General features: G+C 66.8%; 13 protein-coding genes and 1 other annotated feature. Of the genes, 3 read left to right on the plus strand and 10 right to left on the minus strand.

Annotated features, from left to right (window positions below):
- Window positions 1–25: 25 nt before the first annotated feature.
- Genes hisIE through hisG form a run of 8 tightly spaced genes read right to left on the minus strand, consistent with a single transcriptional unit; the run spans window position 26 to window position 7022 of the window.
- Window positions 26–631, minus strand: a complete 606-nt coding sequence (hisIE, locus tag CGX12_RS01720; RefSeq protein ID WP_094038173.1) for a bifunctional phosphoribosyl-AMP cyclohydrolase/phosphoribosyl-ATP diphosphatase HisIE — start codon at window positions 629–631, stop codon at window positions 26–28.
- Window positions 624–1397 carry an imidazole glycerol phosphate synthase subunit HisF gene (gene hisF / locus CGX12_RS01725; protein WP_094038174.1) on the minus strand — a complete coding sequence of 258 codons (774 nt, stop codon included), beginning with the start codon at window positions 1395–1397 and terminating at the stop codon, window positions 624–626. Before hisF ends, hisIE begins: the two co-directional genes overlap by 8 nt.
- Window positions 1379–2116, minus strand: coding sequence for a 1-(5-phosphoribosyl)-5-[(5-phosphoribosylamino)methylideneamino]imidazole-4-carboxamide isomerase (gene hisA / locus CGX12_RS01730; RefSeq protein ID WP_094038175.1), 738 nt, complete (start codon window positions 2114–2116; stop codon window positions 1379–1381). The genes hisF and hisA overlap by 19 nt, the downstream gene beginning before the upstream one ends.
- Complete coding sequence (gene hisH / locus CGX12_RS01735) at window positions 2117–2707, minus strand: imidazole glycerol phosphate synthase subunit HisH (protein ID WP_094038176.1); 591 nt, start codon at window positions 2705–2707, stop codon at window positions 2117–2119. It abuts the gene before it with no gap.
- Window positions 2704–3774 carry a bifunctional histidinol-phosphatase/imidazoleglycerol-phosphate dehydratase HisB gene (gene hisB / locus CGX12_RS01740; RefSeq protein WP_094038177.1) on the minus strand — a complete coding sequence of 357 codons (1071 nt, stop codon included), beginning with the start codon at window positions 3772–3774 and terminating at the stop codon, window positions 2704–2706. The genes hisH and hisB overlap by 4 nt, the downstream gene beginning before the upstream one ends.
- The gene (hisC, locus tag CGX12_RS01745; RefSeq protein WP_094038178.1) at window positions 3775–4833 is read right to left on the minus strand and encodes a histidinol-phosphate transaminase; all 1059 of its coding nucleotides are present in this window, start codon (window positions 4831–4833) and stop codon (window positions 3775–3777) included. It abuts the gene before it with no gap.
- Complete coding sequence (hisD, locus tag CGX12_RS01750) at window positions 4830–6122, minus strand: histidinol dehydrogenase (RefSeq protein WP_094038179.1); 1293 nt, start codon at window positions 6120–6122, stop codon at window positions 4830–4832. Before hisD ends, hisC begins: the two co-directional genes overlap by 4 nt.
- Before the next feature lie 3 nt (window positions 6123–6125).
- Window positions 6126–7022, minus strand: coding sequence for an ATP phosphoribosyltransferase (gene hisG / locus CGX12_RS01755; protein WP_094038234.1), 897 nt, complete (start codon window positions 7020–7022; stop codon window positions 6126–6128).
- A 42-nt stretch (window positions 7023–7064) separates the two neighbouring features.
- Window positions 7065–7189 (minus strand) — a sequence feature (His leader region).
- A gap of 363 nt (window positions 7190–7552) precedes the next feature.
- Between hisG and CGX12_RS01760 the strand changes: the two genes are divergently transcribed.
- The 3 genes from CGX12_RS01760 to CGX12_RS01770 all read left to right on the plus strand — a co-directional run bounded on the left by CGX12_RS01760 (window position 7553) and on the right by CGX12_RS01770 (window position 12285).
- The gene (locus CGX12_RS01760) at window positions 7553–8392 is read left to right on the plus strand and encodes a DUF2279 domain-containing protein (protein ID WP_094038180.1); all 840 of its coding nucleotides are present in this window, start codon (window positions 7553–7555) and stop codon (window positions 8390–8392) included.
- Window positions 8393–8620: 228 nt separating this feature from the next.
- Window positions 8621–9577: an ABC transporter substrate-binding protein gene (locus CGX12_RS01765; RefSeq protein ID WP_094038181.1), complete on the plus strand. Its 957-nt coding sequence runs from the start codon at window positions 8621–8623 to the stop codon at window positions 9575–9577.
- Entirely contained in the window at window positions 9574–12285 is a 2712-nt protein-coding gene (locus CGX12_RS01770; RefSeq protein ID WP_094038182.1) for a PAS domain S-box protein, read from the plus strand. The genes CGX12_RS01765 and CGX12_RS01770 overlap by 4 nt, the downstream gene beginning before the upstream one ends.
- A 13-nt stretch (window positions 12286–12298) precedes the next feature.
- Here the strand turns inward: CGX12_RS01770 and CGX12_RS01775 are convergent, their stop codons facing one another.
- Window positions 12299–12715, minus strand: coding sequence for a DsrE family protein (locus CGX12_RS01775; RefSeq protein ID WP_094038183.1), 417 nt, complete (start codon window positions 12713–12715; stop codon window positions 12299–12301).
- Between the two features lie 36 nt (window positions 12716–12751).
- Window positions 12752–14071: a tetratricopeptide repeat protein gene (locus CGX12_RS01780; protein ID WP_094038184.1), complete on the minus strand. Its 1320-nt coding sequence runs from the start codon at window positions 14069–14071 to the stop codon at window positions 12752–12754.
- Window positions 14072–14149: the final 78 nt, after the last annotated feature.

A 14149-nucleotide genomic window follows, 5' to 3' on the forward strand; every position in this document is an offset into this window, starting at 1 on the left:
TAGGACCCCTTTTAGGGCGGGCGGCTTACTTGTGCCGCGCTTTCAGCTTATTGACCACGTCGGTCAGCTGCAACCCTTCCTGCTGCAGCAGCACGGTCAGGTGGTAGAGCAGGTCGGCGGACTCGCTGACCAGCTCTTCGTGGTCGTGCACCGTGGCGGCCAGCGCCGTTTCCACCCCTTCCTCGCCCACCTTCTGGGCGATGCGCTTGGTGCCCTTGGCGTAGAGGCTGGCGGTGTAGCTGGTGGCCGGATCCGCGCCCTTGCGGCTGGCCAGCACCTGCTCCAGCTCGGCGAGGAAGCTCAAGCTTGGCAACTGCTGGTCGTTGAAACAGGACACGTTGCCCAGGTGGCAGGTGGGGCCGATAGGCTCCACCATCGCCAGCAGGGTGTCCTGATCGCAGTCGGTGCTGAGATCGCGCAGCTGCAGCACGTGGCCGGAGGTTTCACCCTTGGTCCAGAGCCGGTTTTTGGTGCGGCTGAAGAAGGTGACCTGGCCGGTGGCCTGGGACTTTTCCAGCGCTTCCCGGTTCATGTAGCCGAGCATCAGCACCCGGCCGCTGTGGCAGTCCTGCACGATGGCGGGCATCAGGCCGTCGACCTTGTCCCAGTCCAGCTGGTTGGCGTCAATCACGGATCACCACTCCTTCTTGCTTGAGGTATTGCTTGAGCTCACCGATGTCGATGATGCCCTTGTGGAACACGGAAGCGGCGAGGGCCCCGTCCACGTCCGCCTCGAGGAAGGCGTCGCGGAAATGCACCATCTCGCCGGCGCCGCCGGAGGCGATCAGCGGTACCTGGCACAGGGCGCGCACCCGCAGCAGCTGCTCGATGTCGTAGCCCTGGCGCACGCCGTCCTGGTTCATCACGTTGAGCACGATTTCGCCCGCGCCGCGCCGCTGCACCTCTTCCACCCAGTCGAAGGTGCTCCACTTGGTCACCTGGGTGCGGCTCTCGTCGCCGGTGAACTGGTGCACCTGATACTGGCCGCTGGCCTCGTCATAGTAGGAGTCGATGCCTACTACTATGCACTGCACGCCGAAGGTGTCCGCCAGCTCGGTGATCAGTGCCGGGTTGGCCAGGGCCGGGGAGTTGATGGAGATCTTGTCGGCGCCGAATTCGAGGATGCGGGCCGCGTCCTCGATGGACTTGATGCCGCCGGCCACGCAGAAGGGGATGTCGATCACCTCCGCCACCCGGCTGACCCAGCTCTTGTCCACCACCCGCTCCTGGCTGGAGGCGGTGATGTCGTAGAACACCAGCTCGTCGGCGCCCTCGGCGGCGTAGCGCTCGGCCAGGGGCACGATGTCGCCGATGATCTCGTGGTTGCGGAACTTCACGCCCTTGACCACCTGGCCGTCCTTGACGTCCAGGCAGGGGATTATGCGTCTTGCCAGCATGAAATGGCCTCCTTGACGGTGAACTTGCCCTCGAGCAGGGAGCGGCCCAGGATCACCCCGGCCACGCCGGTGCCCTTGAGCGCCTCGATGTCGCCGATGTTGCCGATGCCGCCGGAGGCCTGCCAGAGGATGGTGGGGTAGCGGGCGGCCAGCTCCCGGTACAGGGCGACGTTGGAGCCGGACAGGGTGCCGTCCTTGGAGATGTCGGTGCACAGCACGTGGCACAGGCCCGCGGGCAGATAGTGCTCGAGCAGGGCTTCGATGGTGATGCCGCTGTCTTCCTGCCAGCCGGCGATGGCGATCTTCTTCTCGCCCTCGGGGGTGATGTTGATGTCGAGGGCCAGCACGATGCGCTCGGGGCCGTACTGCTTGATCCAGCCGGCCACCAGCTCGGGATTTTTCACCGCGGTGGAGCCGATCACCACCCGCTGGGCGCCGATGTCGAGCAGATCCTTCACGTCCTGCTCGGTGCGGATGCCGCCGCCGATCTGCACCGGCACGGCGGTGTTTTCAATCAGGCTTTTAATCACGGCAAGCTGGCGCTGGTCGCTGTTTTTGGCACCGTCCAGATCCACCAGGTGCAGCTGGGTGGCGCCTTCGGCCACATAGAGGTCGAAGCGCTCCTGGGGCGAGGCGGTGTATTCGGTTTTCTGCTGGTAGTCGCCCTGGTACAGGCGCACCACCTTGCCATTGATAAGGTCTATGGCGGGAATGATCATTTACAGCTCCAGAAAGTTTTTCAGCAACTGGGCGCCGGCGGCACCGGAGCGCTCCGGGTGGAATTGCACGCCGAAGAAGTTCTCCTGGCCGATGGCGGCGCTGAAGGCCTGGCCATACTGGCAGGAGGCCAGGGTGTATTCGCCCACCGGCACCGCGTAGGAGTGCACGAAGTAGAAGAAGCTGCCGTCGGGAATGTCCTTGAACAGCGGGTGGCCGGGCAGGGGAGTGATCTGGTTCCAGCCCATGTGCGGCAGGCGGATACCGTCGCCGCCCACCAGCTTGGTGCAGTCGGCGTCGATCTTGCCGAGGCACTCGACGTCGCCTTCCTCTGAGCGGTTGACCAGCATCTGCATGCCGAGGCAGATACCCAGCACCGGCTGGTGCAGCCGGTTGATGAGTTCCACCAGGCCGCGCTCGCGCAGGTTCTTCATCGCCTCGCGGGCGGTGCCCACGCCGGGCAGGAACAGCTTGTCGGCCCCCAGCACCACCTCCGGATCCTTGCTCACCTGTACCTGGTAGCCCAGGCGCTCGATGGCGTAGCGCACGGAGGACAGGTTGGCGCAGCCGGTATCGATAATGACGACCTTCACAGTACCCCCTTGCTCGACGGCAGATCATCGCCTTCCACCCGGATGGCCTGGCGCAGGGCGCGGCCGAAACCCTTGAACAGGCTCTCCACCATGTGGTGGGTATTGTCGCCGGTCACCTTGAGGTGAATATTGGCGGCCAGGCTGTCGCTTAAACTCCGGAAGAAGTGGGGCACCATCTCCACCGACAGATCGCCGGCCTTGTCCTGGCGGAACTGGCCCTCGAACTTCATATAGGGACGGCCGGACAAGTCCAGGGTGATGGCCGCCTCGCACTCGTCCATGGGCAGCACGAAACCGAAGCGGCCGATGCCGCGCTTGTTGCCGAGCGCCTTGCGCAGTGCCTCGCCCAGGGCCAGGGCGGTGTCTTCCACCGTGTGGTGGTCGTCGATGTGCAGGTCGCCCTCGACCGCCACTTCCAGATAAAAGCCGCCGTGGGTGGCGATTTGATCCAGCATGTGGTCGAAGAAGTGCAGGCCGGTGCTGATCTTGCTGCCACCGCGTCTATCCAGATCCAGCTTGACGCGGATGTCGGTTTCCTTGGTGGTGCGGATCACCTCGGCGGTACGGCCGCGGCTCAGCAGGCGCACCACGATTTCGGGCCAGCCCAGGTCGTGGTGGCCGTAGTGCAGGCCCTTTAGTCCCATGTTCTCGGCCAGTTGCATGTCGGTGACGCGATCGCCGATCACCCAGGAGTCGGTGAAGTCGACGCGGCCGGCCTGCAGGTAGTCCTTGACCAGCCCCAGGCGCGGCTTGCGGCAGGCGCAGTCGTCGTGCTGGAAGTGGGGGCAGATCAGGATGTCGTCGAACTTGACGCCCTGGGAGGTCAGGATCTGCATCATCAGGTTGTGGGGGGCGTCGAAGTCTTCCTGCGGGAAGCTGTCGGTGCCCAGGCCGTCCTGGTTGGTGACCATCACCAGCCGGTAGCCCGCGTCCTGCAGCTTGAGCAGGGCCGGGATCACGCCGGGCAGGAAGGCCAGTTTGTCGAGCCGGTCCAGCTGTTTGTCGACCGGCGGCTCTTCCACCATGGTGCCGTCGCGGTCGATAAATAAAATACGTTCCTTAGTCACTTATTGCTCCTGTTGCAGTACGGCCAGTACCGCGTCCATTTCGGCCTCTTGGCCGATGGTGATACGAATGCAGTCGGCAAGCCCGGGCTTGCTGGAAAAATCACGCAGTATGATACCCGCCCGGCTCATGCGGTCAAAGACGGCGCTGCCCGGGGTGAAGCGGACCAGCAGGTAGTTGCCGTTGGGGGCGAATACTTCTTTGACCTGGGCGTTGCCGGCGAGTTGCCCGGCAAGCGTCGCCTTGAGCCGGTTGATCTCCGCCACCCGCTCGCGCATCCGCGTGAGGCCGTCCTCGCTCAGGGCCTGGGCGGCAATCTGGGCCACCGGCTCGGGGATGGGGTAGGGGGCGATCACCTTCAACAGCAGTTGCACCACCTCCGGGTTGGCCAGGGTGAAGCCGCAGCGGATGCCGGCCAGGCCGAAGGCCTTGGACAGGGTGCGGATAAGCACCAGCTCCGGGTAGTCGGCCAGCAGGCCGGCCTGGCTGTGCGCGGGGCAGAACTCGATATAGGCCTCGTCCACCACCACCAGGGCGCGGCCGCGGGCGGCTTCGAGCAGGCGGATGAGGCCGCTTTGCTCCACCAGATCGCCGGTCGGGTTGTTGGGCGAGCACAGGAACACCAGCTTGGCCTCGCCCAGGCGGTCGATGATGCCGTCGAAGTCGGGCTGGCGGGAGGCGCTCAGCGGCACGTCGATGATGCCCACGCCGTTGGTCTCGGCGCTGATGGCGTACATGCCGTAGGTGGGGGTGCAGATGATGATGCTGTCACGGCCCGGCTCGCAGAAGGTGCGGATCAGCAGCTCGATGCCTTCGTCGCCGCCGCGGCTGACCAGCACCTGCTCGGGGGCCACACCGGCGTAGCCGGCATAGCCGTTGATCACCGCGGGCGGCTGGCACTCGGGGTAGCGGTTCAGGCGCGAGCAGTCCAGACGGAAGTCGCCGCTGTCGGCCGCCTCGTTGGCGTTCAGCCAGATGTGGCCCTGGCCGCCGATGCGGCGGGCGGACTGGTAGGGGGTGAGCGCCTGAACCTGGGCGCGGGCCAGTTGGGTGAGGCTCATGCTTGTTTCTCCAGTTTGGCCAGCCGCAGGCTGACCGCGTTTTTGTGGGCATCCAGGGTTTCGGTGGCGGCGAGCAGCTCCACCGCCGGACCTATGGCTTGCAGTCCCGCCGGGCTCAGCTCCTGCACCGTGTAGCGGCGCTGGTAGTCGGCCAGCCCCAGGCTGGAGCAGGTGCGGGCATAGCCGTAGGTGGGCAGGGTGTGGTTGGTGCCGCTGGCATAGTCGCCCACCGACTCCGGGGTCCAGGCGCCGAGGAAGATGGAGCCGGCGTTCCTGAGTTTGGGCAGCAGGGCGCGCGGGTCTTCGGTCTGCACGATGAGGTGCTCGGGGGCGTAGGCGTTGGAGATGGCGACGGCCTGGGCCAGATCGTCGCAGATAAAGGTGCGGCTCTCGGCCAGGGCCCGGCGGGCGATGTCGGCCCGGGACAGGGCGGCCAGCTGTTCGGCCAGGGCGGCATCCACCCGCTCGGCCAGGGCGCGGCTGGGGGTGACCAGTATCACCTGGGAGTCGGGGCCGTGCTCGGCCTGGGACAGCAGATCCGAGGCGATAAAGGCGGCGTCGGCGGACTCGTCGGCGATCACCAGCACTTCCGAGGGGCCGGCGGGCATGTCGATGGCGGCGCCGTCCACATCACCGGACACCTGGCCCTTGGCCTCGGTCACCCAGGCGTTGCCCGGGCCGAAGATCTTGTCCACCTTGGTCACCGTCTCGGTGCCGTAGGCCAGGGCGGCCACCGCCTGGGCGCCGCCCAGGCTATAGATGGCGTCCACGCCGCAGCGCCGGGCGGTATAGACGATGGCGTCGTTCACCGGCGGCGGCGAGCACAGCACCACCCGCTCGCAGCCGGCGAGCCTGGCCGGGATGGCCAGCATCATCACGGTGGACACCAGGGGCGCGCTGCCGCCGGGCACATAGAGGCCGACCTTTTCGATGGGCTGGTAGTGCAGCTCGCAGCGTACCCCCGGTTTGGTGTCCAGCACCACGGGGCTGGGGAGCTGGGCCCGGTGGAAGGCCTCGATATTGTCGATGGCGAGCTCGATGGCGGCTTTCAGCTCCTCGCTCACCCGGCTGCCGGCGGCCGCGATGTCCTCCTCGGTCAGCTGCAGGCGCTCGAGTTCCACCTTGTCCAGGGTGCGGGTCAGTTCCCGCAGGGCGGCATCGCCGCCGGCGCGCACTTTTTCGATGATATCCGCCACCTGGGCGTCACGCCCGCCCTGGGCCAGGGCGGGGCGGCGCAGGGCGTCGGCCTGCTCTTGCTTGCTCAGTCGGTTCCAGTCGAAGGTTTGCATGGTTTACTCCATCATCTTCTCGATGGGCAGCACCAGGATGGAAGAGGCGCCCAGGGCCTTGAGGCCTTCCATGGTTTCCCAGAACAGATCCTCGGTGCTGACCACATGGATGGCCACCTGCTTGGTTTCGCCGGCCAGCTGCATGATGGTGGGGCGCTCGGCGCCGGGCATCAGGGCAATCACTTCTTCCAGCTTGTCCTGGGGCGCGTGCAGCATGATGTACTTGCTTTCCCGCGCCTGCTGCAGGCCCTGGATGCGGGGCAGCAGCTTGTCGATGACCTTCTGCTTGTTGGCGGCCAGCGGATTGGCGCTCTGGATCAGCACCGCCTTGGAACGGTAGATGACATCGGTTTCCACCAGGCCGTTGGCCTCCAGGGTGGCGCCGGTGGACACCAGGTCACAGATGGCGTCGGCCAGGCCGGCGCGGGGGGCTACTTCCACCGAGCCGTTCAGCATCACGCTCTTGAACTTGACGCCCTGGCTGTCCATGTAACGCTTCAGCAGCCAGGGGTAGGAGGTGGCGATGCGCTTACCTTCCAGGCTCTTGGGACCCTGGTAGTCGAACTCCTCGGCCACCGCCAGCGACAGCCGGCAGCCGCCGAAGTCGAGCCGCTTGAGCACGCTGTATTCGGCGGACTGGCCGGTGGCCTGGCGCTCCATCACGGTTTCTTCCAGCACGTTTTCGCCGACGATGCCGAGATCGACCACGCCGTCCATCACCAGGCCGGGGATATCGTCGTCCCGCACCCGCAGCAGATCGATGGGCATGTTTTCGGCGTGGGCGATAAGGCGCTGCTCGCGCAGGTTGAGCTTGACGCCGCAGCCTTTCAGCAACTGCTGGCAGTCGGTGCTGAGGCGGCCGGATTTCTGAAGGGCGATGCGAAGGCGATTCTGATCCAATGTCATGTGCTGTGTTCCTTGTGATAAACCGTAAAGCCGTAAAACGAAAAACCCCCGGAAGGGTAGCTTCCGAGGGTCTGGTATTTCTGTCCTGCTGGAAGCCGCCAAGCGCAAGGTCTTCCAGAATAAGTATCCTGAAAGACTAGTCGGGATGATGATGGTGCTTGGCGTTGTGCAGGAAGTTCATATAAAGGCGTAACCTGAATCTCTCTAATGGTCTGGGCTCACCATAGCAAGCCGGGCGGGCTTTGCCAACCCCGACGCCGGATAAACTTGGCGGAGAACAGCGGCGGGCAACGGGCGGGGCGGGGCCACGGGGACAAGGTTTTGGAGATATGCTCCATATTTTTGTTATTCAATATGATTTTGTTCCGCAGTAGTGAAAGTTGGTAGCGTTGAATATTGAATTTCATTCGCTTCCCTGGCGGCGACCAAATGGCGGCGGAAAGCGGGATGGAACCATGACAAGGGCACCCCGGGCCTGGCTCGCTACACTTAGGGATGCCCTGTTTCCGGTCTCAAGGTGACCCATGCCTCCATTCAAATCGAGTGTGCTGTCGATAGTCTTGCTGCTGATGGCGCCGCCGGCCGGTGCGCAGGTGCCGGTCTTGCCGGAGCAAGGCTGGTCGCGGGAGCAGAAGACCTGGGCGCTCAACCTGGCGATAGTGGGCGGGGCCACCGCCTACGGGGTGGCGGTGTGGGACTGGGGTGAGTCCAGCTTCGGCACCCAGAGCGAGGGCTGGTTCGGCCGCGATACCGAGCACGGCGGCGCCGACAAGCTGGGCCACGCCTATACCGGCACCGCGGCCACGGCCCTGTCGGCCGCCCTCTACCGCCGCTGGGGCTACGACGATGCCGAGGCGGCCCGGCTGGGCGCCCTCAGCGGCCTGCTGCTGACCACCACGGTCGAGCTGGGCGATGGCTTTTCCCCGGAGCACGGCTTCAGCTGGGAAGATCAGGTGGTCAACCTGGCCGGGGTGGGGCTGGAATACCTGCGCCAGCGCCATCCGGCCTGGCGCGAGCGGGTGCAGTTCCGCTGGGAGTACTGGCCGTCTCCCGCCGTGCGCCGGGGCCGGCACCACGACATTTTTACCGACTATTCGGGCTCGCGCTGGCTGCTCGCCTTTCCCCTGCACGCCTGGGGCGCCCAGGGAAACGCGCTGCGGTGGATAGAACTGCAGGCGGGCTACGGCAGCCGCGGCTTTGCCGAGCGGGATCGCGACTTTTTCGACCGGCCCGGGCGGCATCCTTTTATTGGCGTCGGCCTCCATCTTCCTCTGGCGCTCGGGCTCCTCGGCGCCGGCCCCGCCACCCGGCGCTGGTTCGAGTATATCCAGGTTCCCGGCACCGCCCTGCCGCTGCCACCATGAGCTTCGGCTGACCCCCTTGATATAAGAAGATTGATCTTGCTCCTGTCAGGAATAGCCGTTCTATGGGAAAATCCCCACGTTTTGCGTGCCATCCAAGGGCGCGCTTTTTTATGGAGCAGTAATGACAGTTCGTCCCGATGCATGGAGCACCGCTTATCGCCCGCCTTTCCCTTGGGGTATCCCGCTTTCCGCTCAAGCCCGGCCCCGGGCTGCCGGGAGCCTGAGCCGATGAAACGCCGTCGTTTCCTGTCCGGCCTGGCGACACTGCCCCTGTTGCCCTGGCTGGGCGCCTGCTCCGCCGCGCCCCTGCGCCTTGGCATCCATCCCTGGATCGGTTACGAGACCCTCTATCTGGCCCGTGACTTCGGCTGGCTGCCGCCGGCTATCCAGTTGCAGAGCGGCGCCAGTGCCAGCGACAGCCTGGCGGGACTGCAGCAGGATCGGCTCGACGCCGCCTGCCTGACCCTGGACGAGGTGCTGCTGGCGCGCGGCGCCGGCGTGCCCCTGACCATAGGGCTGGTATTCAATGTCTCGGCGGGGGCCGACATGGTGCTGGCCAGGGAGGGGATCCAGCGCCTGGAGCAGTTGGCCGGCAAGCGACTCGGGGTTGAACCCAATGCCCTGGGGACCCTGATGCTGGCCAAGGTGCTGCGCCGGGCCGGGCTGTCGCCGTCGGCGTTGACCCTGGTGGAGCTGGCGCCTGAGTCGCAGCTCGAGGCCTGGCGCGCAGGGCGGCTGGACGCGGTGATCACCTACGAGCCCACCGCCGGCCAGTTGCTGCAACTGGGTGCCCGGCGGCTGTTCGACAGCCGGGAGTTGCCGGACACCATCTTCGATGTGCTGGCGGTACGGCGGGATCGCATCCGGCGGCCACAGCTGCAGGCTTTGACGGCCGCCCATTTCCGCGCCCTCGAACATATCCGCAGCAACCGCCAGGATGCCCTCTATCGCATCGCCGCCCGCCAGGGCGTGAGTCATGCCCTGGCCGAGCGGGCCTTGGCGGGCGTGGTGCTGCCGATGCTGTCGGCCAACCGCCGCTACCTGGTCGACGGGGAGGGCAAGCTGGCCCAGGCGGCGGCCCTGTTGGCCGAGCTGATGGCCGGCCAGGGTCTGCTGGCCCGGCCCGATGATCGGCAGGGGCTGTTTTCGCCGCTGTGGCTGCCATCGGAGCGGGAGCACGGATGAAACAGTCATTGTTGACCCCCTTGCTCGCCCTGCTGCTGTGCTTGCCGCTGCGGGCGGAAGAGATACTGACCCTGGGGGTGTTCGCCTATCGGGACAAGCCGGTGATGGAGGCGCAACTGCAGCCCCTGGTCGACTACCTGAGCCAGCAGCTCGAGGATGGCCGGGTGGTGCTGAAGGCACTGGACCAGGAGGAGATGGAGGCGGAGCTGGCCCGCAACGGTCTGGATCTGGTGTTCACCAACCCCAGTCATTATCTGATCCTGCGCAGTCAGAATGCCCTGACCGGCGCCCTGGCAACCCGGATCAGCCGGGAACGCGGCCTGGCTACCAGCGCCCTGGGCGGGGTCATCATCAGCCGGGCCGAACGCGAGGATCTCCATACCCTGGCCGATCTCAGGGGGCGGCGCCTGGCCATTCCGGGTATCAAGTTTCTTGGCGGCTACCAGGCGCAGGCCTATGAGCTGAAACAGGCCGGCATCGAACTGCCGGGCGGCGTAGACCTGGCCGAGCTGGGCAGCCATGACCGGGTGGTGGAGGCGGTGCTGGCCGGCCAGGCCGACGCCGGTTTTATCCGCACCGGCATGCTCGAGTCCCTGGTGGCCGAAGGCCGGCTCGCCGGGGACGAGTTCAGGGTGATCAACGCCCAGCACCTGCCCGGTTTTCCCTATGCGGTGTCGACCCGGCTCTACCCGGAATGGCCGATCCTGGCCCTGCCCCATGTCGAGGCGCGCCAGGTACGCCGCATCGCCAGTGCGTTGATGGCGCTGGCGCACCCCCATCCGGCGGCGGTGGCCGCCGGCATCGAAGGCTTTGCGCCGCCCGGCGACTACCTGCCGGTGGAAAACCTGGCGCGCAGCCTGCGCCTGCCCCCCTTCGACCTGGAGCCGGTGCTGACCCTCGAGGATCTGTGGCAGTACTACGGCCGCTGGATATTGTGGGGGGCCTTGCTGGTCGTGGTGTTGAGCGGCTCGACCGCGGCGCTGATCTGGCAGAACCGCCAGGTTCGCCTGAGCCGTCGACAGTTCCGGGAGCAGAGCCGGCGGCTGGAGGAAGTGATCTGGGGCACCAGCATAGGCACCTGGGAATGGTATGTGCAAACAGGGGAAACCGTGTTTAACGAGCGCTGGGCGGAGATCCTGGGCTATCGCCTGGAGGAACTGGCGCCGGTGAGCATCGACACCTGGCTGCGACTGGCCCATCCCGACGATCTGGCCCGTTCGGCCGAGCGGCTGGAGGCCTGCTTCAGCGGCAAGGAGGAGATCTACGAATGCGAGGCGCGCATGCGCCACAAGAACGGCGACTGGGTCTGGATCATGGACCGGGGACGGGTGGTGGAGTGGACGGACGACGGCAAGCCGCTGCGAATGTCGGGTACCCACCAGGACATCACCCAGCGCAAACGCCAGGAAGCCCTGATCGCCGGCAACGAAGAGCGGCTGCGCACCATCTTCGAGTTTCTGCCCATCGGCATCTCCCTGACCGACCGGGAGGGGCAGGTCATCGATTGCAACAGCGCCTCGGAACAGCTGCTGGGCATCAGCAAGGCCGAACACCTGGCGCGCAATTACCAGGACAAGGCCTGGACCATACTCAGGCCCGACGGCAGCCTGATGCCACCGGAAGAATATGCCAGTACCCGCGCCATGACGGAGGGCCGGCCGGTGCACGACGTGGCCATGGAGGTGCGAACCCCCACCGGCAGCACCTGGCTCAATGTCAGCGCCACGCCGCTGGATCATCCCCTCTACAGCCTGGTCATCGCCTATTTCGATATCACGGGGCAACGTCAGGCCGAGGCCCGCCAGCGGCTGGCGGCCAGCGTGTTCACCCATGCCCGGGAAGGCATCATGATCACCGACAGCCGGGGGCACATCGTCGAGGTGAACGAGGCCTTCACCGCCATCACCGGCTACGGCCGGGCGGAGGTGCTGGGCCGGACGCCGCAGATATTGAGTTCGGGCCTGCAGCCGCCGGAATTCTATACCCGCATGTGGCAGGCCCTGGCCGGCCAGGGCCATTGGCAGGGGGAACTCTGGAACCGGCGCAAGGACGGCGAGCTCTACGCCGAAATGCTCAATATCAGCGCGGTGCAGGACGGCGCCGGCCGGGTACAGAATTTCGTGGCGCTGTTTTCCGACATCACCGCCATCAAGCACCACCAGGCGGAGCTGGAGCGCATCGCCCATTGCGACGCCCTGACCGGCCTGCCCAACCGGGTGCTGCTGGCGGACCGCCTGCGGCAGGCCCTGGCCCGCTGTCGTCGCCAGGGCGGGGCCGTCGCGGTGATCTACCTGGATCTGGACGGCTTCAAGGCGGTCAACGATCGCCATGGCCACGGGGTGGGGGACGAGCTGCTGATCCGGGTGGCCCGGCGGATGCAGGAGGTGCTGCGGGAAAACGACACCCTGGCCCGGCTGGGGGGCGACGAGTTTGTCGCCGTGCTGTCCGACCTGGCGGTGGCGGAGGACTGCATCGCGGTGGTGGAGCGGTTGCTGATGGCCGCCGCCGCGCCGCTCCGGGTGCAGGAATGGACGCTGCAGGTGTCGGCCAGTATCGGTGTCGCCCTCTACCCCAGGGACGATGCGGATCCGGATCTGCTGCTGCGCCATGCGGATCAGGCCATGTACCTGGCCAAGCAGGCGGGCAAGAACCGCTACCAGCTGTTCGGGGTGGCCGGTGCCGAGCCGGCCGTCGTGCCGGGCGGCTAGCCCGGCGCATCGTTCAGAAATACTGGCAGTGATCCGCCTTCAGCGCCTTTTCGGACAGGAACCAGCCCGGATCGACGATGCCCGTGGCCGCCGGCATCAGCTCGGCCGGTGCCACCTCGAAGGTCTGGGCCGCGTAGCGGCAGCCGTAGAGGCGTACCCGCCCGGTGTCGGCCAGCAGTTGCAGGAAATCGGCGATCTCGGTGGGCTCGCCGTCCGCCGCCAGGCGGGCGCGCAGCCAGGCATCGTCGGCGGCGTGGACCCCCTCGATGCGGCGCGATGCCGCCCCCGCCGGGGTCAGCACCCGCACCGCCCAGAGCACGAACAGCATGTCCACCTCTACCCCTTGTGTCGCCTGGGTATAGGCGAAGGTGAGGGGTGTCAGCAGCTTGTCGTAGGCGTCTTCGCGCACGACCATGGCCAGGTGTTTCATCGTTGCCTCCCGGGGCAGGCACTGCCCCGCCGTGGGTCAGGACAAGGCCGTGCGGCTTCTCGCCAGCAGGCTGCGGTTGATGCCGCTGTGGGGCTTGAGCGCCAGGCGCTCCCGGGCCAGCGCCTCGCCCAGCCGGGCGAAGCCGCCGCGCAGGGCCGCCTCGGCCAGGGTCAGGTCGATGATGTCCCGCTGGGCGTGGCTGCCGCCGAAGCGGTTGACGATATGGCGCGCACCGTAGAGCCGCTCCACCGCCAGCGGGTAGTCCCCGTGCCGGAAGGCGACGAAGCCCTCGATCAGCGGCCGGCCGGTTTCCCGGGCCCAGGCCGCGGTTTCGCCGTCCTCGTTGGCCTGGTACCGGGCCAGCAGCCGGGCGATCTTCTGCTCCTGCCCGGCGCCCAGGTAGGCCATGGCCGCGTGCCAGTCGTTGAAGGGATAAAGGCTGCCGTCGGCGTGTTGCTCCCACACCTCGGCCAGCTCCCGCCAGCGCGCGTCCGGCTCCAGGCCGGCCAGCTGCAGCCGCCACAACAGGGCAGTGGCGTCGACCAGATCCAGGGCGACCGTGCTCTGTCCCTCGCGCACCGGCCCGTCATAGAGCGCCAGGGCCTGGTCGGGCTGGCCCAGCTCCAGGTGGCACAGCGCCCGGTGCCACCAGTTGTGCACCTTGAAGAAGTTGTCATCCCCCGACCAGCAGGATTCCCGGCTCTGCATCCAGCCGATGCCGTCTTCGGGCCGGCCCTGCATTTCCATCACATGGGCCACGGCGTGATGGGCCCAGCAGTCGAGGGGCTCCAGCGCCAGGGCCTGCCGTCCCCGCTCCTCGGCCCGGCCATAGTCACCGCACTCCTCCAGCCCGAAGGCATGCATGCCGAGCAGGACGGAATAGCCCGGCAGCTCGGACGACCAGCAGGACAGGGCGCGGGCCAGCCGATCGCGCAGCGCCCGGGCGTTGGCGCGATAGAAGTCCAGCAGGTGACCGCATTGCAGCGCCACCATGTCCCTGGGGTGGTCGATGCTGTGCCGCTCGAGGGCGATTGCCGCGGCCGTCCAGCGTCCGTCGAGCAGGAGCCCGAGGGCGCCGAGGTGGGAAGCCTCGCGTTCGTTGAGACGCATGGCGCCGAGACGCCGGACCAGGGTGGCGGCCTCGCGCGAGGCCGCCGGCTCGGTGGCTCCGGCCAGGATATGCGCCTTCATGATGGCGGCCATGGCGAAGTCGGGCGCGAGTTCGAGGGCGCGGTCGAGCAGGCCGATGGGATCCCCCCGGTAGAGGTTGAACGCGGTCACGGCCTGGTCGAACAGGACGACGGCCTCCGCCGAGGCGCCGCTGAGGGTATTGCCTTGCTGATCGCTGAGCTTCATGGTTGGACTCCCGGTAAGCGAACCTGACCGAGCCAGGGCCGCCTGTGCGGGCCCCCGGCTCTCCTGTGCTAAGATTAG

The sequence above is a fragment of the Zobellella denitrificans genome, from assembly GCF_002237365.1.
GTDB lineage: Bacteria > Pseudomonadota > Gammaproteobacteria > Enterobacterales > Aeromonadaceae > Oceanimonas > Oceanimonas denitrificans.

Bases quoted from the DNA above. Each gene is read 5' to 3' on its own strand.
- CGX12_RS01775 (WP_094038183.1), bottom strand. From the start codon at position 12,715: ATGAAACACCTGGCCATGGTCGTGCGCGAAGACGCCTACGACAAGCTG.
- CGX12_RS01770 (WP_094038182.1), top strand. From the start codon at position 9,574: ATGAAACAGTCATTGTTGACCCCCTTGCTCGCCCTGCTGCTGTGCTTG.
- CGX12_RS01780 (WP_094038184.1), bottom strand. From the start codon at position 14,071: ATGAAGCTCAGCGATCAGCAAGGCAATACCCTCAGCGGCGCCTCGGCG.
- hisD (WP_094038179.1), bottom strand. From the start codon at position 6,122: ATGCAAACCTTCGACTGGAACCGACTGAGCAAGCAAGAGCAGGCCGAC.
- hisF (WP_094038174.1), bottom strand. From the start codon at position 1,397: ATGCTGGCAAGACGCATAATCCCCTGCCTGGACGTCAAGGACGGCCAG.
- hisA (WP_094038175.1), bottom strand. From the start codon at position 2,116: ATGATCATTCCCGCCATAGACCTTATCAATGGCAAGGTGGTGCGCCTG.
- CGX12_RS01765 (WP_094038181.1), top strand. From the start codon at position 8,621: ATGAAACGCCGTCGTTTCCTGTCCGGCCTGGCGACACTGCCCCTGTTG.
- hisC (WP_094038178.1), bottom strand. From the start codon at position 4,833: ATGAGCCTCACCCAACTGGCCCGCGCCCAGGTTCAGGCGCTCACCCCC.
- CGX12_RS01760 (WP_094038180.1), top strand. From the start codon at position 7,553: ATGCCTCCATTCAAATCGAGTGTGCTGTCGATAGTCTTGCTGCTGATG.